Below are 16397 nucleotides of genomic sequence, written 5' to 3' on the forward strand. Positions count from 1 at the left end.
ACAACTTGGCCAATGTGTCGGCCAACCAGCGGCAAGCTTCTCAATCAAGGATTGGGTCCGAGCCGCACACTTCCGGTATCGATGAGCCTGCGCACCCGCAGGGGCATCCGCCGAAGAATCTGTTGGACGGCATGATCAAGGCGCTTCGCCCGAAGCAGTGGGTGAAGAATGTCCTGGTCATTGCGGCTCCACTGGCAGCCGGCAACGAGATCATGGACTCGGGACGTTCGATCGGTACGCTGACCGTCGACATCCTGGTGGCGTTTGTGGCCTTCTGTTTGGCCGCATCGTCGATTTACCTGATTAATGATGCCCGCGATGTTGAAGCTGACCGGGCGCACCCAACCAAGCGCTTCCGCCCAATTGCCGCTGGCGTACTGCCGGTGAGCATGGCGTACATTATGGCGGTCGCACTGATTATTGGTTCGATTGCGGTGTCCTGGTTTGCCTCTGAGGGGCCGGGGCTAGCAATTGTTGTGGCTGTATACATTGCACTGCAGCTCGGTTACTGCTTTGGCCTGAAGCACCAGCCGGTGATTGATATTGCGCTGGTGTCCTCGGGTTTCATGCTGCGTGCAATGGCCGGCGGTGTTGCTGCCAACATCAACCTGTCCCAGTGGTTCTTGCTGGTTGCCGCCTTTGGTTCGCTGTTCATGGCAGCCGGTAAGCGTTACGCTGAGCTGCTGTTGGCAGAGCGCACGGGTAAGAAGATTCGAAAGTCGTTGCAGGGTTACACCGCGACTTACCTGCGCTTTGTGTGGACCCTCGCTGCGACCGCCGTGGTGCTGAGCTACGCGCTGTGGGGCTTTGAGATGGGCCGCGCGCCGGGCACTTCATCGACTTCGGCTATTTGGTACGAGATCTCGATGGTTCCATTCACTGTGGCCATCCTGCGCTTCGCCGCCGACGTTGACCGTGGTGATGCGGGAAGCCCGGATGAGATTGCGCTCAAGGACCGACCGCTGCAGGCACTGGCCGTCCTGTGGCTGCTGTCCATTGCCATCGCTGTCTACGCTGTCCCGACTCTGGGGTAGTTCCCAGTTCTTATCCCTTTAAGCGAACTGCGATTTCCGTCGGGTTCTAGTCGGGTTCGGTTGGTAGCTGAAAGCCCATGCACCGAGGGGTGCATGGGCTTTTTTGTGCCTAGCTAATACTTACGTTGTGTTTGGGGTTCTTGTAGGCGTGTTTTAGGTTTCTCAGTCAGTCCTACGGATTAGTCGGGGCGGAATTACAATTTTGTAATTCCATGCTGGTAAACATTGTTTCTCCTTGTGGTGGATAGTTTTGAGGGGAAATGTGAGAAATATTACGGAATGATTACGATTTAAACTTGGATGTAGGGAAACGATTGAGTATCGTTACATACTCGAGATTCTTTTGTGGGGTCTCCAGTTGTCGCGTCACAACTGGAAGCAGAAAAGCGAAAGCTCGCGTAAGCGACTGCCTCCGAAAAGTCTGGCGCGGAGGTAAGTCCGAAAGTAAAGAGGAGAACGATGAGCTTTACTGCAGTGAGTCGTAACTTCACGGTGAAGGTCGTAGCTGCCCTTGTGGCTGTTGCAATGGTGTTTGGTGGCATCATGCTCGCATCCGCGAAGGATGCGAGTGCTGATCCAAACCGTGATCGACTGCGTCCAGGCTGTGAGTGGGATCCATACAACTGGTGGGTTCAGTACTGCCAGGTCTTCTCGCCGGCTATGAACCGCAATATTCCGGTTCAGATTAAGGCGGCTACTGGTGGCGGCGATGCGTCCCTGTACATGCTCGACGGTCTGTGGGGCTTTAATAAGGGCGCGTCCGGTTGGATTTGGTCGGGTCACATTGCTCAGACCTTCGCCAATGACAACATCACTCTGGTTGCGCCGGCTGCTGGCGATGGCTCCTTCTACACCGACTGGAATACCCCGGCTGTGACTGCTGAGGGTCCGAAGATCCAGAAGTGGGAGACCTTCCTGACTCAGGAGCTGCCGGTCTATCTGCAGCGTGAGTTTGGTGTCAACCCGAACCGCAACGCAATCGCTGGTTTGTCCATGGGTGCGGCTGCGGCGGTTTCTTTGGCAGCCCGCCACCGTGACCAGTTCAAGCATGTTACTTCGCTGTCCGGTTACTACCAGATGTCGAACGAGGTAGTTGCTACGGGTACCACTGCAATGGTGGCTAGCACTGGTGTAGTGAATCCGACTGGCATGTGGGGTCTTCCGGTTCCGGCTTCGGCGGAACGCCAGGCCCATGACCCTTCGATGCTGCTCGACCAGCTCAAGGGGCTGCCGATGTATGTTTCCTCCGCCCAGGGTGTTCAGAGCCTGTGGAGTGATCCGGAGGTTTTGAACCGTCCGGTGCCGCAGCTCCCTGACACCGTCTGGCGTGCCGTGATGGAGTCCGTATCCCGCGCTTCGACGCAGCGCTTTGAGCAGGATGCTCGCGCTGCCGGCCTCAATGCGCAGTTTGTCTACAGCCCGAACGGTATCCACTCGTGGGAGCTGTGGGGCCGTGATGCCGCGCTTGCTCGCCCGCACATTCTTCGGGCGCTGGGCCTTTAGGTCGATAGTTATTTCAGGGCGCTCTGGCGCGCTGACCTAGCGCTGGTGCTGGATGACTTCTTAAAGGGGCTAGCTTCTTAAGAAGTCTCAATTTTGAAGAAAGACCAATCCTTTTGTTGGGATTGGTCTTTTTTCTGTGTCGAGTCCGGGTTTGGATGCTGAGCGGAAGGTGTGGGTAACGGCCTACAGAGGGGCGCAAAGAGTTGCGCTGTCAAAGCTTGAATTCAGTTCCTTTTGCGTGTGTCTCCACGGTTTTTACCCGTAAGAGGGTAAACATGAGAGTCGAACCTTAAAGTAAAGGGTGAAGCTATTCAGGTAGCTATACCGTTTGTTTCGCAGAACGTGTGTGAGATTCTTCGTGCAGCGGCACGCCGGAGGAGGGGAACCTTCGGATACGTTGCTGGTCACCACGTAATTCTGCGAAGCCGAACGGTAAACGCATAGCTCTAGCGCCGCGTGATGCTATCTGCAGGTGCCTAACCGGCGCCGGTGCAACACTCAACGTCTCAAATAATTTCAACCAGCGACTTTGTAAAGGGAAGCCCTCTTATGCGCGTAACCGCTAGATTCCTCCGTGGTGGCCTCGGCAACAGCCGGAAGTCATCGCGGGCGTTGACCGCACTTTTGGCACTACCGTTGACTCTCGCTCTCGGTGCCCCTGCTGCAGTGGCGGCTCCCGAGCCAGCTCAGCCAGGTCTGCCTAGCTACGAGGAACTTCAGGCCGTTCAGGGGCAGTTGGCTCAATCTGAAGACCTGGGAGACCTTGCTAAGGCCGCTGAAGCAGCGCAAGCTGCTGGTGCGCAGCTACCTGGCCTGGGTATGCCGAAGCCGATGCCAGGGCCGGAGCGTACGCCATTTAAAGTCGATACTCCCGCAGTGGCGAACCTGCCCAGCGGAGTCAGCGTAGACAAGGTCGAGTGGTACACAGATCACCACGTCATTGCGCACATTCGCTCGGCTGCCATGCCGGAGAAGCCAATTCAGGTTGAGATTTTGCTGCCGCGCGATTGGTACCGCGACAAGGAGCGCACATTCCCGAGCGTCTATCACCTTGACGGTATGGCATCGTTTGATGACTACTCCGGTTGGATTCGCGCTACCAATATCGAGCGCTTCTACGAGGACAAGAATGTCCTGGTGGTTATGCCCGCCGGCGGTACATCGTCCTTCTACTCTGACTGGGATCAGCCGGATAACGGTCAGAACTACAAGTGGGAGAGCTTCATTACTAAGGAGCTCGTGCCGGTTATCACCAACGGCTTCCGCGGCAACGATGAACGCGGCATTATCGGTATCTCCATGGGAGCTACCGGTGCTTACAACGTTGCAGCACACTCTCCGGAGCTGTGGAAGTTTGCCGGTAGCCTCTCTGGTTACCTGGATATGACTTCGCCGGGCATGCCGCAGGCAATCTCTCTGGCGATGAAGAACACCGGTGGCTATGACGCGACGAAGATGTGGGGCCCGCTCGGTTCGCAGCGTTGGAAGGACAATGATCCGAAGCTGAACATCGACAAGCTCAAGGGCATGTCGCTGTACATCTCGGCGGGTAACGGCAACACCGGTGAGTGGGACGTGCCGTCGCAGATCGATCCGACGAAGCCGGACAATCCGACCGGTTACGCATTGGAAGTGCTTTCCCGCATGACCAGTGAGACCTTCATCCGAAATGCTCGCGAAAAGGGCGTCGAGCCGGTTGTGAACTTCCGGAGCTCGGGTACTCACACCTGGCCGTACTGGCAATTCGAGGTCAGTCAGGCCTGGCCAACGCTGGCCGATGCACTGCAGTTGCCGGAGTCCGATCGTGGCGCTGTCTGCCGCGTAGGTGGCGAGATTGAGAAGGCCGTTGCATCTCTGCCGGGAATTGGCACCTGCCTGTCGGATGAGTATGGTGTCGCCAAGAATGGCGTGGCTCAGGACTTTACCGGCGGTACCGCCTACTGGCACCCGGATTCCGGGGCACATGTGGTCTGGGGGCGCATCGGTTCGCGTTACAACGAGCTCGGTGGTCCGTCCTCGCCGCTCGGCTACCCAGTGACCAACGAACTGGCTACGCCGGATGGCTCGGGACGCTTCGTTCACTTCGAAAAGGGTTCGATTTACTGGACTCCGGAAGGCGGAGCCCACGAAGTCACCGGCGACATTATGAACGTCTGGGGCAAGGCCGGCTTCGAGACCGGTCCGCTGGGCTACCCAGTCGCCAACCACCGCGATATTCCGGGCGGTGTCGCCCAGGACTTCCAGGGTGGCACCATCGTCAAGATCGGCGGCGAAGAACCTCGCATCGTGCGTGGTGAAATCGGCCGTGTCTACAAGGAGCTCGGTGGCGCTGAGTCCGATCTGGGTCTGCCTGTCGACGGCGACGAGGTCAAGCTCGCCCGCGGCGCTTTCCAGCGCTTCGAACACGGTGCCATTTACTGGACTCCGGAAACTGGTGCACAGCCGGTGCGCTCCAACGACATCACTGACCACTGGGGCAGCACTGGCTACGAAAATGGCCCGTTCGGCTACCCGGTCGGCCCACTGCAGCCAGTCAAGGCCGGCGGTCTTGAGCAGCAGTTCGAGGGTGGCTGGATTCGTCAGCTCAACGGCAAGATTGTCGAAGAGCGCAATAAGCCAGAAGCGCCGGCCCCAGCCGCCGACAACGGTGATGACAAGTAAGCCAACCAAAGCAGGGCACTGAATAAGGGATAGACAAATGTCCATGAACAAGTCCTTCCGGACACTGGCTACAACCACAGCTGTTGCGCTGCTGACCTTCGGAGTGGCCGCCTGTGGCAGTTCCACAGTGGAATCTTCGGAGGTCACCTCGTCGACGACTACGAAGACCTCCACGACGTCGTCAAGCACGAAGACTTCTGCGCCGAAGTCGAGCGAAAAGTCTGCGCCGGAGATCACAGATCCCCAAGCTAAGCGCGTGGACGAAGCGCCCGATGGGCAGATGAAGCTCAGCGAGGCGGACGATTCATACCTCGGAGCGCTGGAAAAAGCGGGAATCGATGTTGATGGGGTGGAGGATCAGCTCATCGGCACAGGTCGCGCGGCATGCGCGGACGCACCGGAGGAGGAGCGTGAAGTCATCGCGCTGGCGATTGCCGGGCAGCTGGTCGCCCAGGGGCGCTCACAGGAAAGCGCCGAAGAAGTGGCGAAGACTATTGCAAGCTCCGCTAAAAAGGCGTATTGCTAGCACTCATGCGTAAAGTGCTGACAATTCTGGCGGTCATTGTGCTGGTGGCCGCTATTGGCTTCGGCGTAGTGCAATGGCTTAACGACGACCAAGGCGGTCAAACCCCACCGACCCCCGGTGACGATGGCGGGGTTCTGGCCGAACAACCCGAGTGGTGCCCGGCGGTAGAAGTTATCGCCGTGCCCGGAACTGCGGAATCGCGTGCTGACGATGATCCGATGGCCCCGACCGCGAACCCGCATTCGCTGCTGCTTGGCCTGACGAACTCGATCTCAGGGTCCTACTCGGAGGGTGATGTCAAGGTCTGGACTACGCCGTACCCGGCACAGATCAAGACGCATCAGCTGCCCGACCAACTCACTTACGATGATTCGCAGGCAGTCGGGCGCGATGTCACCGCTAAGGAAATGGCTGACTTGCACGGGCAGTGTCCACTGACGGACTTCGTCCTGATGGGCTTCTCCCAGGGTGCCGCTATTGCAGGTGATTTGGCCTCTGACATCGGCAATGGCCGCGGTGTCGTTCCGGCCGAGCGCATTGCGGGCGTGGCTCTGTTGGGCGACCCGCGGCGTGACCCCAATCAGGGCGTGAACCAGGGCGTTCCGCTGGCTGGTGTGGGCGTCGAGCTGTCATTGCAGCCGCTTGGCGGCATTGTGCAGGCTGTGGTTCCGGGCGCGACGATGCGCGGTCCACGAGACGGCTTTGGTCCTCTTAATGACAAGGTCCAGAATGTCTGCGTGCCATCGGACTCCTTCTGTGATGTGCCTCCGGGAGTGGCCGATGCGATTGCACGAGCGCAGGAGATGATTACCGGCGCGGGTGCGCACGCGACCTACGCCACGAATGATGTGGCAATTCCGGGGACGACTCCGCTGGCCTGGACTGAGGGTTGGGCTCGCGAACTGATTGAGCAATCGCTGGCGCGGTAGAGGCAGCTCGAAATGTGCGAGACGCCCCCGACGGGGACTTGCTGTTAGAATCTTGCTCAAGAACTGGTGTTTAATGTTCCAAAACAACAGTTTCGCTAAAATTTCGAAAGAAATTGACAAAGTTGCAGGAAGCAGTCTGACGGAACCGGTTATTATCGCCCAAGGAACTGCTGTTCATGACCGGGGAAATCTAGGCGAAAAGGTAGGGTGCAATGACGAATCCGACAAACCCATATGGAGATTTCGACGAAGACGGTATGCCGAGGTCCAAGGGGAAGTTCGCTAACAGCTCGGGTGCTTACAGCTCCGGTATGCCGTACTCGGATCCATACCCACCGCAGCAGCCGAACGTGGGGCAGGGCTATCAGGACCCGAGCCAGCACAATTTCCACAACGGGTACTCGAATCCGTATCAGAGTGGTTACCCAAACCAGCAGGCGCCGGCGTATTCCGCTGGCTTCGGCGGCCCGAACCCGCACCAGGGCTACGGGGTGGCAGGTTCCCCTGTCTCGGATAAGTCCAAGATTGCAGCGGCTCTGCTTGCTTTCTTCCTGGGCACCCTGGGTGTTCACAATTTCTACTTGGGGCACAACTCGCGTGGTGCTATTCAGCTAGCACTGACGGTATTCGGCTGGATTACCGCCATCTTCCTGGTTGGCTTCTTCCTCATTATCGGCGTCAGCATTTGGGCATTTATCGAGTTCATTTTGATTCTCGTCGGTAGCGGCTCCTACGCCTATGACGCAAATGGGCGCCACCTGCAATCGTAGGAGCCTCGTCCGAATCCGCTAGTTCCTGAAGCCGTGCACCGGCGCGGGGATGTAGCCGCCGCGGGCAATGAACTCGGCATTGCCCTTGGCATTGACATCAATGACCGGCGCGTAGCCGAGCAGACCACCGAAGTTCACCTCATCGCCCGGCTTGGTACCCGGCACCGGAATGAGGCGGGCTGCGGTGGTCTTGTGGTTCATCACACCGATGGCGGCCTCGTCGGCAATCATGCCGGAAATCGTGGTCGCAGGCGTGTCGCCGGGAATCGCGATCATGTCGAAGCCCACCGAGCAAATAGAGGTCATCGCCTCCAGCTTGTCCATGCTGATCGACCCCGCGCGCACAGCATCAATCATGCCCTTGTCCTCAGAGACCGGAATGAACGACCCGGACAGTCCACCGACGCGTGAACACGCCATCAGGCCGCCTTTCTTGACGGCGTCGTTAAGCAGTGCCAGCGCGGCAGTGGTGCCGTGCGTGCCGACCTGCTCCAACCCCATGTGCTCGAGAATATGAGCGACGGAGTCGCCCATCTCTGCAGTCGGCGCGAGCGAGAGGTCCACGATGCCAAAAGGCACGCCCAGGCGCTCCGACGCCATCGTGCCGACCAGCTGACCCGTGCGCGTGATCTTGAACGCCGCCTTCTTAATCTCCTCGGCGACTTCGTTAAAGCTGGCGCCCTGCAGATCGCCGAGCGCGCGATCGACCACGCCCGGACCCGAAACGCCGACGGACACGACACAATCTGGCTCCCCAACGCCGTGGAACGCGCCGGCCATGAAAGGATTGTCGCCCACCGCATTGGCGAAAACCACCAGCTTGGCACAGGCAATCGAGCTGCGGTCAGCGGTTTGCGCCGCAGCTTCCTTCACTACCTCGCCCATGCGGCGCACCGCATCCATGTTGATGCCCGCGCGTGACGACGCAACGTTGACCGAACTGCACACCAATTCGGTCTCGCTAAGAGCGTGGGGAATGGAGTCGATGAGCCGCTTCTCGCTGGTCGTCGCGCCCTTTTCGACGAGCGCCGAGTAGCCGCCGAGGAAGTTCACCCCAGAATCGCGGGCAGCGCGGTCGAGCGCCTTGGCAACCACTGTGGGATCGCCTTCGCAACCGGCCGTGATGAGGGAAACTGGTGTGACGGAGATGCGCTTATTGACGATCGGAATGCCCAGCTCCGCCTCGATACCCTCGCAGACCTCCACGAGGCGAGCGGCCTGCCTGGTTACGCGGTCATACACGGCCTGTGCGGTGGCTTCCATTTCAGAGCGAGAGCACTCGAGCAGGGAAATCCCCATGGTGACCGTCCGGATATCCAGACGGTACTTCTCGATCATGTCAATAGTGTCGAGGAACTTAGATTGCGCGAAGTTGAAATCCATCCTGGTCGCGCCCTTTAAATCTCGTTGACGGCGTTGAACAGCGCCTCAGACTGGATTCGAATGACAAGCCCCTCCCGCTTGCCGACGGAATCCATGTAACCCTGCAGCGTGCTGATAGGGGTGGCCTTCTCGTTGAACTCCACCCGCAGGATCATGGTGAACCATTTATCCATGAGGGTCTGGGAAACATCGACGATGTTGACGTCCTGCTCCGCCAGAGCAGTGGTGACGGCGGCGATGATGCCGGTGTGATCCTCGCCGGTGACGGTAATGATGGCAAACATGGCCTCAATTTTAGCCGGTGGGGAGGCGGGGAAAATCTGTGGATGGCGGTTGTGCTGGTGGCAAGTTTGTGGTGAAGCATGTTCAGGGCCGCCCAAAAACACTTCACGACACCTATGTCACCACGTGCCATCTGTGGAGGCGGCATGAGGTGACATAGGTGTCGTGAAGTGGGGAGGAGGGGGAGGGGCGTGGGCGTGGGCGTGGGCTGTGCCAGAGCGGGGGCCAGCCTTACGGATCCGGCCCTACGGCCCTATCGGACGTCGACGAACTCCTTGACAATCCACTTGCGCAGGGCGAGCAGAATCAAGCCCAGGACAACCGAGGCGATACCCAGGGTGATGAAGAAGGTGTTCTCAGCAGCGGCATCCTCATAGTTGTAGAAGCCGGCCAGGGTGCCTGCCAGTGAAGTACCCATAGCGACTGCCATCAGCCAGACGGCCATCATGCGCGACGGGAATGCTGCCGGAGCGACCTTGGTAGCAAGGGCGTTGCCGACCGGGCTCAGCATGAGCTCACCCATGGTGAACAGGAAGAGAATCCAGATAATCGCATACAGCGGAGTGGAGTTCTCACCGCCACCGGAGAATGGGATGAAGAAGAACAGCGAGATACCGATGATGATGTTGGCGACACCGAACTTCACTGGGGTGGACCACTGGCGGTCACCAAGCTTGGACCAGGCGGCTGCAAAGACCATCGAGAAGGCGATGATGAAGATCGGGTTGATCGAGTTAATCCAGGCCGGGGACATTTCCCAACCGAAGATCTCGCGGTCGAGGCGGATGTCCGAGTAGATGGCCAGCACCGTGAACTGCTGCTGGAAGATACCGAAGAACAGCACGCCTGAGACGAACATCGGGATGAAGCCGACCAGGCGAGTCTTCTCCGATTTCGTCGTAAGTGGCGAGGAGTACATCTGCCACCACAGCACCACAGCGGCGATCAGTGCAATCACTGTGACCACAGTGGAAAGAGTCGTGACCGGAACAATTCCGGTGGAAACCAGCGTAACCGAGACAACAGTGATGACCACTGCGATGCCAATCCATACCGGGTACTGCTTCTTCGGCAGCGGGTTCGGAATCTCATGGCCAGCCTCGGCGATGGTGGACTTGCGCATCAGGATGTACTGAATCAGACCGGCAGCCATACCGATAGCGGCCAGGCCGAAGCCCCAGTGGAAGCCCTTCATTCCCCAGATCCAGCCGGTGAGCAGTGGGCCGAACAGGGCACCGATATTGACGCCCATGTAGAAGATGGAGAAGCCGGCGTCACGACGCGGGTCGTCCTTTGCGTAGAGCTGACCCAGCACGACCTGTGCGTTGGTCTTCACGCCGCCGGAGCCGATTGCGATGGAGACAAGGCCAATAGCCAGGCCAATCACGCCGGGGATGAATGCCAAGGAGATGTGGCCAAACATGACCAGGATGGCGGAGTAGAACAGTGTCCGCTCCGAGCCAAGGATACGGTCAGCAACCAGAGAGGCAACGAGTGCGGCCATGTAGACAAGACCGCCGTAAGCACCGACGATAGAGGTAGCAGCACCCTTGTCCAGGCCGAGACCGCCCTGAGTGGTCTCGTAGTACATGTAGAAAGCCAGGATGGCCTGCATGCCGTAGAAGCTGAAGCGCTCCCACATTTCGATGCCGAAGAGATTGGCGAGACCCCACGGTTGGCCCATGAAGGTGCGGTCTTCGCTGGACCCTGCGGGGTTATGAGTTCGTTGGGTCTCAGCAGTTGGTTGATTGCCGAGAGCCTCGTCTGAAGATTTGTCCATTCTTCAATTATCGAGGCGGAGTGCAAAAATTAAAAACCAGATTTAGTCAGTGAACTAAATCGAAGGGTTAGGAACGGGGCCAAAGGCTTAGTCCAGAGACTTACGAGCAACCGCATTCGACGCTGCTCGCCAACCCAGCAGCAGCAAGGCGCTCATGACTGAGGCAACCAGAATGAAGGACCAGTGCGGGACTGCCGAATTGCGGGTGGCCCACACAGCTAGGCCGACGACGACAGTGCCGAGCCACACAATTGCGCCTGAACTCACTGCACGCGGGTTCGGCTCGTTCTTAATCAGCGCGGTGCCCAGGAGGACACCGAATGCGAACGGCCACCAGGTATCGAGGATATTGATGAAGGTAAAAGGATCCTCGGGAGTGTTGTGAGCCAGACGTGCCAACACGGCGAAAATAAAGATGGCGAGGATGTCAATCAAGAACGTCGATACGCGTGTGTTCATGCTTCTTAGTCTAGCGACCCCTCAGATCGGTGGGTGACCAGCGACCAGCGGCGAGGAAGCCATTAGCGGTCAGCGACTGGCTGATGCTCGGGCTGATCCTTGTGGTCGAAGCCGAGGGCGTAGATAATCCAGCCCACAATTGCCACCAGGACGAAGGAAACGATGCGGTAGACCAGCACCGCTGCAAAAGCCTCGGCGCCGGTGGTGCCGCCTGCGATGAGAGCCGCAGTCAAAGCGGCCTCGACAGTGCCGATGCCGCCCGGTGTGGCCTGGATGAAACCCGCGAGCTTGCCGGTTACGAAGGCCAGCAGCACCTTCGTAGCGGAGATGTCATCGACACCAACGGCCCGGATGGCGGCGTAGAGACAGACAATTTCCGCCACCCAGTTGATAAAGGACCAGGTGAAGGAAAGAGCTAAAGTTTGCACGGGCAACTTCACGCTGGTCAGCTGTTTGATGGACTCTTCAAGTCGGTCGACATCGGTGTCCGCGGGCTTCTTTCGAATCTTGTTAAAGACACGTAGACACCATGCACCCGCCTTGTTGAGGAAAGCTGGGTTCTGCGAGATCCGCCACAGCAAAATGGTGGCTAGTAACACCACAATTGCCATAGCGATGAGCACTGCGGTCGTGCCGCCCTGTCCTACGAAGAAGAGGCTGCCAAGCCCCAGAAATGCCAGACCTAAAAACGACAACGCACCCGAAAAAAGCACGAACCAGCTGACAAGGACCGCGGATGCGCCCCACTGCATCATGCGCTTAATCTGCAGCGCCGTGGAAAATGCAGCACCACCGGGAACGGTGACCGCCCACGCGTTGGATGCGAGGGTTAACGCATTGGTGCTGCGGCGAGTGGCTGCTTTTACGCCTCCAGCTCGCAACAGCAGACGCATCACTTCCGCCATCGCGTAGAGCGAAAAAGCCACGGAAAAAATGGAGATGAACAGCCACTTAGCGTCAACATCTGCAAGGATGTGCAGCCCTTGGACGACACTGTCCCAGTTTCTTACCGTCAGGACGATACCGGCAATCACGAGGGGTACGAGGATTATCGATCGCAGCCAGCTCGAATTACCGGTTTTGAGGACATTTTTTAGTCGTGACATAAATAAGAAGCCTGTTCGTCTTCCTGTTCGTCTCCCTAGACGTTGCCGCAGTGGTCTCCCTAGTCGTCGTTCTTGCCGTCGCGCTCCTTGAGCAACGACGTGAGCGGACGGAACGGCTGCAGCCACGCACCGCCATCAGGCAGGCGGTCGAGATCGATACGCGGTAGCGGCTCGCGGAAGACGCCCTTGATTTCCTCCAGGTCAACGAAGCGAATCGCATCGGAGGCCAGCGCCCAGGAAGCGTGCTCGTGAAAACCGATGACGGTTACCCGAATCCCCTCGGATGCGAGCTTTTCCAGCAGCTCCTGGAAATTCTGGCCATCGGCGGACGCAACGACGACACTGCGCAACACGCCCTCGTCGTAACGCCGTTGGATGTGCGCAATCATGTCCGGGTCAACGTCGGTGTCCTCTTCGATCTTCGGCTTTGCGAAGACCGCGAAACCGACATTGCGCAGAGCCTCGACCCAGGGGCGGACAATCTCCGCTGAGCCCGGGTTGACGTTGGTGAACACCGTGGCCTCGGGGAGGACATCGGAACCGATTTTGTGGGATACGCGCTCGGCTTCGTCGATAAGCCATTTGCCCACGGCGTCGAAGCGGGGGCGGTGCGCGGCGGTCGGGCGGGAGCCCAAAATGGCGCCGAGCCCCATGTCCAAGTTCGGGGCATCCCACACGAGCAGTGCGGTGGGGTGCGTCTCGGTGGTGTTGTAGCTGGCAGAGGTGTTTTGGGTAGTGCTCATGTTCCTATGCCTCTTTCTTGCGCCAGATGAACTCGTGGATGTCGTGGTCGAGGTTCAGGCCGCGGGCTTCGAACTTGGTCGTCGGTCGGTCGAGAAGCATGGGGGATTCCGGCCAGGGCCAGGCGATGGGCTCGAGCGTCGGCTCGACCTCGCGGAGCTCCTCGATCCATTCGGCGTAGTCCGCATGGTCGGTGGCGGCGTGGAAAATGCCGCCGGGCTTCAGACGCGAAGAAATCAGGCGCAACGTGCCGGACTGCACAATGCGGCGCTTGTGGTGGCGTGCCTTCGGCCACGGGTCCGGGAAGAACAGGCGTACGCCGGCCAGCGACTCCGGCTCGATCATGCGCTGCAGGACCTCGACGCCGTCGCCGCGGACCATGCGGATGTTCGACACCTCATTGCGCACGGTGGCGGAGAGTAGTTTCGCCAGGCCAGGGCGGTAAAGCTCAACGGCGATGATGTTGTGGTCCGGTTCCTGCGGAGCCATTGCCACGGTGGACGTGCCGGTGCCGCAGCCAATCTCGACGATGGTCGGACCCTTGCGGCCGAACCATTCCTCCACGTCAATGACTTCGTCGGAGAGGACCTTGCCGTACGTGTCCCAGTTGTCTTCCCAGATCTTTTCCTGGTTGGGAGTCAAAGTGCCACGGCGGAAGGACAGATTGCCGATGCGCGGGTAGTCAAGACCATCATCGAATTGGGTCTTTTCCGGACGACCTGCAGGCAATTCGCCCTTTTTCGGCTGGCGCTCATGCGGTTGTTCCGCCTGCGCGTCTGCGCGAGTTGGCAATGGTTCGGATTCCTGCGAAACCGCAGGCTGTTCGATATTTTCAGAAAAATCAGAAGTAGTCACGTTCCCTATTGTCCACGACATCGGCCAACTATCCAATCATTGCCCCTAGGATTTTTGTTGTTGTCCTGGCGGTTTCACGCCGGTTGACGATGCCGCGTCGTCCTGAATTGGCGGCACGGCGAGGCGAGTTGTTTTGTCGACTTGCCGAATCCGCGGTCCGCTGTAGGCTGAACGCGAAGCCGCGCTTATTCGTTGGTTGAAGCGGTGCTTGGGGTCTGCCTAGCGCAGCGTTTCAGGGCGCGGAATCTGGCCTACGGGTCGTATGGGGGTTACGCAGGTTTTAACTAAGCCACGCAGGGGATTTATGGGAGGGGACTAGGCCTAATGGACCTTATTTCCGCAACTGATGTCACGGAAACAACACAGCCGACAACGGGATCTACATCGTCGTCGTTGCGCGGTGCTGTGGTGGACTGGCTGTCATCACGGCAGGCCGCGCACTCGGACACCGCTAACACGAGCGGCGCGGAGGTGTGCGTCGCCAAGGCGCTTGAGCGCGAGAAACGGCCACCGATAATCTGCGCGCGATTGCGCAGGGGCGTGCGCGAAACCGCTGTGCGCGAGGCATTTTCGCAATGTCACGCGGAGCTGGCCGACAAGCTGTCCGCCCCTGTCGCGCTGGTCATCGAGCAACAACCGATTCGCCATTCGCTTGCCGACGAGTATTGCGACATCACCACAAACGAGACAGCTGAACACACCTTTTTGTTCAGTTCCGCGTTGCGGAAGATTGCTGAACGCTACGGTGCGGAAGGCGGATCACGCAATGATGACGGGCTACTCGCAGTGCAGTTGACTGAGATCGCGGCAGCCTTTCCCGCGGCTAGAGACAGCCTGGAGGAGTTGCTATGGCAACACCGGACGTAGTTGAGCCACGCCCGGTCTCGGCGGAGGGGTCTGAGCAGCCACCGCTCCTTGTCACCAAAGCCGGGGACGCGGCGGACCGCGCGGACTTCTCGCAGATTGTTGACACTGCGACGCCGCCACGTCGGCTGGAGTTTGTGGATAAACGCAGCGCCGTCGTGCTCTATGTTGCAGACAGCGAGGTGCAGCCCACGCGGGAGTGCGTCAGCACGGTTGCAGCAATTAGCCAGGCCACCGGTCGCGTTGCAGTTGGCCTGATTGGCAATGGTGAGTATGCCGAGGCCTGGCGCCAGGAAATCGACAGCACAATCCCGATGGGAGCGCTGGACGAGAGAATGGCCAGAACCCTGGTTCTGCTGGCAGAAGGCCCGCCCAGAAACTCGGGAGAAACACTGAGTGCGCGCCGGGCTCGAAATGTGCGAGCTCAGCTGGCGCAGGAGCGATCGCGCGGAGCCGGGGCGGCGGCGCGATTGCAGCGGAAGATGCAGTTGGTAGCTGAGAGTGCAGTGCGGGATGCGCTCCAGGAAGTGGCTGACGGACCCGCAGGTGACCAAGCGGAACTTCAGGGCCGTGCCGAGGTCGCAGCGACGCGGCTGCAGCAGCGGTGTGGCGACGAATTGGGCTTTCGTGTGGAAATCCCGGTGCCCGCTCCAGAAAACCCAGCTCGCCCCAGTTATGCCATGGACGCGCTGGTGGCGGTGGCCTCGCTTGGCGTGGCGGTCGGCGCAGTGCGGATCATCCACGGGGTGCTGATGTGGGTTGGGGTGCCGACGCTTGCGGCGCAGCTGGCCGCACTTGCAATAGGCCTCGGCGTTGCGGTGGTGGCGGTGGGCGCAACGATTCGTCGTAACGCACGCCAACGCACCGCGCAGTGGCGGGCAAATTACCTCGCCCATCTGCGGCGAAAATGGACACAGTCCGTGGAGATGACGGTGCGCGAAGCCCTTGGTGCGCGGGGTCCGGGATGGCGGATAGAGCAGCTGGCGGAGTACACCGGAACGCCTGCCCGATAGCCGTGACAGCGAAGAGAAATAGGGGGATATCACGATGGATGAGTTTTCATTACTGCAGTACTTTTCCGACCAACCCGCGTCCGAGGTCGGGGTGGAGGTGCGTTCGCCCGCTACGCCGTGTGGTTTGGAGGCGGCGACGCCGATTGATGGGCAGTCTGCGGACGTTGGTGGCGCCGGGCTGGTTGTGGAGGTCGATGGGCAGCTCTACGACCTCGGCGACGACGAGGGGTCAATTACGCTTGCCGACGATTCCGGGTTGTCAATCTATTCAGATCTGGACGGTGACGGCACGGTGGATCACGTTACGACGGTCCGTTTTGACGGCACTTGGGAGTCTTGGAGCAGTGATGATGTGAGGGCTGCTGACGCGATGGGCGAAGCAGCAGTGGAACCGGCATCAGCCGCGGGGAAGTGGGATGCGTACTCATGGGAGCAATCCGCTCGGGGCAGCTGGGACTAACGACTTTGGAACCACGGTGCGCGGGGGTACC

At 59.3% G+C, this 16397-nt stretch carries 16 protein-coding genes; 9 read left to right on the plus strand and 7 right to left on the minus strand.

Annotated elements, in window-relative coordinates; translation table 11 throughout:
- Positions 1-14 precede the first annotated feature (14 nt).
- From HMPREF2547_RS06715 to HMPREF2547_RS06740, 6 genes are all read left to right on the plus strand, one after another.
- Positions 15-1034, plus strand: a complete 1020-nt coding sequence (locus HMPREF2547_RS06715; RefSeq protein ID WP_049193199.1) for a decaprenyl-phosphate phosphoribosyltransferase — start codon at positions 15-17, stop codon at positions 1032-1034.
- A 459-nt stretch (positions 1035-1493) separates the two neighbouring features.
- Positions 1494-2537 (plus strand): alpha/beta hydrolase, encoded by a 1044-nt coding sequence (locus tag HMPREF2547_RS06720; protein ID WP_049193152.1) that lies wholly within the window; start codon positions 1494-1496, stop codon positions 2535-2537.
- A 549-nt stretch (positions 2538-3086) separates the two neighbouring features.
- On the plus strand, positions 3087-5198 hold the full coding sequence (locus HMPREF2547_RS06725) for an alpha/beta hydrolase-fold protein (RefSeq protein ID WP_049193154.1): 2112 nt from the start codon (positions 3087-3089) through the stop codon (positions 5196-5198).
- A 37-nt stretch (positions 5199-5235) separates the two neighbouring features.
- On the plus strand, positions 5236-5724 hold the full coding sequence (locus HMPREF2547_RS06730; protein ID WP_016421642.1) for a DUF732 domain-containing protein: 489 nt from the start codon (positions 5236-5238) through the stop codon (positions 5722-5724).
- Between the two features lie 5 nt (positions 5725-5729).
- On the plus strand, positions 5730-6653 hold the full coding sequence (locus tag HMPREF2547_RS06735; protein WP_049193155.1) for a cutinase family protein: 924 nt from the start codon (positions 5730-5732) through the stop codon (positions 6651-6653).
- Between the two features lie 212 nt (positions 6654-6865).
- Positions 6866-7423, plus strand: a complete 558-nt coding sequence (locus HMPREF2547_RS06740) for a TM2 domain-containing protein (protein WP_070605241.1) — start codon at positions 6866-6868, stop codon at positions 7421-7423.
- A gap of 18 nt (positions 7424-7441) precedes the next feature.
- Here HMPREF2547_RS06740 and HMPREF2547_RS06745 read toward each other — a convergent pair whose 3' ends face one another.
- The 7 genes from HMPREF2547_RS06745 to trmB form a co-directional block, all read right to left on the minus strand.
- Positions 7442-8806 (minus strand): PFL family protein, encoded by a 1365-nt coding sequence (locus HMPREF2547_RS06745; protein ID WP_069359737.1) that lies wholly within the window; start codon positions 8804-8806, stop codon positions 7442-7444.
- Positions 8807-8820: 14 nt separating this feature from the next.
- Positions 8821-9090 carry an ACT domain-containing protein gene (locus HMPREF2547_RS06750; protein ID WP_016421638.1) on the minus strand — a complete coding sequence of 90 codons (270 nt, stop codon included), beginning with the start codon at positions 9088-9090 and terminating at the stop codon, positions 8821-8823.
- 251 nt (positions 9091-9341) lie between these two features.
- Positions 9342-10868, minus strand: a complete 1527-nt coding sequence (locus HMPREF2547_RS06755) for a peptide MFS transporter (protein WP_016421637.1) — start codon at positions 10866-10868, stop codon at positions 9342-9344.
- An 87-nt stretch (positions 10869-10955) separates the two neighbouring features.
- Positions 10956-11327 (minus strand): DUF3054 domain-containing protein, encoded by a 372-nt coding sequence (locus HMPREF2547_RS06760; protein WP_016421636.1) that lies wholly within the window; start codon positions 11325-11327, stop codon positions 10956-10958.
- A 62-nt stretch (positions 11328-11389) separates the two neighbouring features.
- Positions 11390-12433 carry a lysylphosphatidylglycerol synthase transmembrane domain-containing protein gene (locus HMPREF2547_RS06765; protein ID WP_222865623.1) on the minus strand — a complete coding sequence of 348 codons (1044 nt, stop codon included), beginning with the start codon at positions 12431-12433 and terminating at the stop codon, positions 11390-11392.
- A 59-nt stretch (positions 12434-12492) separates the two neighbouring features.
- Complete coding sequence (locus HMPREF2547_RS06770) at positions 12493-13176, minus strand: NYN domain-containing protein (RefSeq protein WP_005510460.1); 684 nt, start codon at positions 13174-13176, stop codon at positions 12493-12495.
- A 4-nt stretch (positions 13177-13180) separates the two neighbouring features.
- Positions 13181-14029 (minus strand): tRNA (guanosine(46)-N7)-methyltransferase TrmB, encoded by an 849-nt coding sequence (trmB, locus tag HMPREF2547_RS06775; protein WP_246819644.1) that lies wholly within the window; start codon positions 14027-14029, stop codon positions 13181-13183.
- A 324-nt stretch (positions 14030-14353) separates the two neighbouring features.
- On the opposite strand from trmB, the gene HMPREF2547_RS06780 reads away from it, so the two are divergent.
- The 3 genes from HMPREF2547_RS06780 to HMPREF2547_RS06790 are packed head-to-tail and all read left to right on the plus strand — an operon-like array spanning position 14354 to position 16366.
- Positions 14354-14896, plus strand: a complete 543-nt coding sequence (locus tag HMPREF2547_RS06780) for a hypothetical protein (RefSeq protein ID WP_070605247.1) — start codon at positions 14354-14356, stop codon at positions 14894-14896.
- Positions 14878-15906: a hypothetical protein gene (locus HMPREF2547_RS06785; protein ID WP_070605249.1), complete on the plus strand. Its 1029-nt coding sequence runs from the start codon at positions 14878-14880 to the stop codon at positions 15904-15906. The genes HMPREF2547_RS06780 and HMPREF2547_RS06785 overlap by 19 nt, the downstream gene beginning before the upstream one ends.
- Before the next feature lie 34 nt (positions 15907-15940).
- On the plus strand, positions 15941-16366 hold the full coding sequence (locus tag HMPREF2547_RS06790; RefSeq protein ID WP_070605252.1) for a DUF6802 family protein: 426 nt from the start codon (positions 15941-15943) through the stop codon (positions 16364-16366).
- The last annotated feature ends 31 nt before the right edge of the window (positions 16367-16397 follow it).

Source organism: Corynebacterium sp. HMSC055G02, assembly GCF_001809065.1.
Taxonomy (GTDB): domain Bacteria; phylum Actinomycetota; class Actinomycetes; order Mycobacteriales; family Mycobacteriaceae; genus Corynebacterium; species Corynebacterium jeikeium_D.

Bases quoted from the DNA above. Each gene is read 5' to 3' on its own strand.
- HMPREF2547_RS06720 (WP_049193152.1), top strand. From the start codon at position 1,494: ATGAGCTTTACTGCAGTGAGTCGTAACTTCACGGTGAAGGTCGTAGCT.
- HMPREF2547_RS06760 (WP_016421636.1), bottom strand. From the start codon at position 11,327: ATGAACACACGCGTATCGACGTTCTTGATTGACATCCTCGCCATCTTT.
- HMPREF2547_RS06770 (WP_005510460.1), bottom strand. From the start codon at position 13,176: ATGAGCACTACCCAAAACACCTCTGCCAGCTACAACACCACCGAGACG.
- HMPREF2547_RS06745 (WP_069359737.1), bottom strand. From the start codon at position 8,806: ATGGATTTCAACTTCGCGCAATCTAAGTTCCTCGACACTATTGACATG.
- HMPREF2547_RS06750 (WP_016421638.1), bottom strand. From the start codon at position 9,090: ATGTTTGCCATCATTACCGTCACCGGCGAGGATCACACCGGCATCATC.
- HMPREF2547_RS06740 (WP_070605241.1), top strand. From the start codon at position 6,866: ATGACGAATCCGACAAACCCATATGGAGATTTCGACGAAGACGGTATG.
- HMPREF2547_RS06780 (WP_070605247.1), top strand. From the start codon at position 14,354: ATGGACCTTATTTCCGCAACTGATGTCACGGAAACAACACAGCCGACA.
- HMPREF2547_RS06785 (WP_070605249.1), top strand. From the start codon at position 14,878: ATGGCAACACCGGACGTAGTTGAGCCACGCCCGGTCTCGGCGGAGGGG.
- HMPREF2547_RS06755 (WP_016421637.1), bottom strand. From the start codon at position 10,868: ATGGACAAATCTTCAGACGAGGCTCTCGGCAATCAACCAACTGCTGAG.
- HMPREF2547_RS06725 (WP_049193154.1), top strand. From the start codon at position 3,087: ATGCGCGTAACCGCTAGATTCCTCCGTGGTGGCCTCGGCAACAGCCGG.
- HMPREF2547_RS06730 (WP_016421642.1), top strand. From the start codon at position 5,236: ATGTCCATGAACAAGTCCTTCCGGACACTGGCTACAACCACAGCTGTT.
- HMPREF2547_RS06765 (WP_222865623.1), bottom strand. From the start codon at position 12,433: ATGTCACGACTAAAAAATGTCCTCAAAACCGGTAATTCGAGCTGGCTG.
- HMPREF2547_RS06790 (WP_070605252.1), top strand. From the start codon at position 15,941: ATGGATGAGTTTTCATTACTGCAGTACTTTTCCGACCAACCCGCGTCC.
- HMPREF2547_RS06735 (WP_049193155.1), top strand. From the start codon at position 5,730: ATGCGTAAAGTGCTGACAATTCTGGCGGTCATTGTGCTGGTGGCCGCT.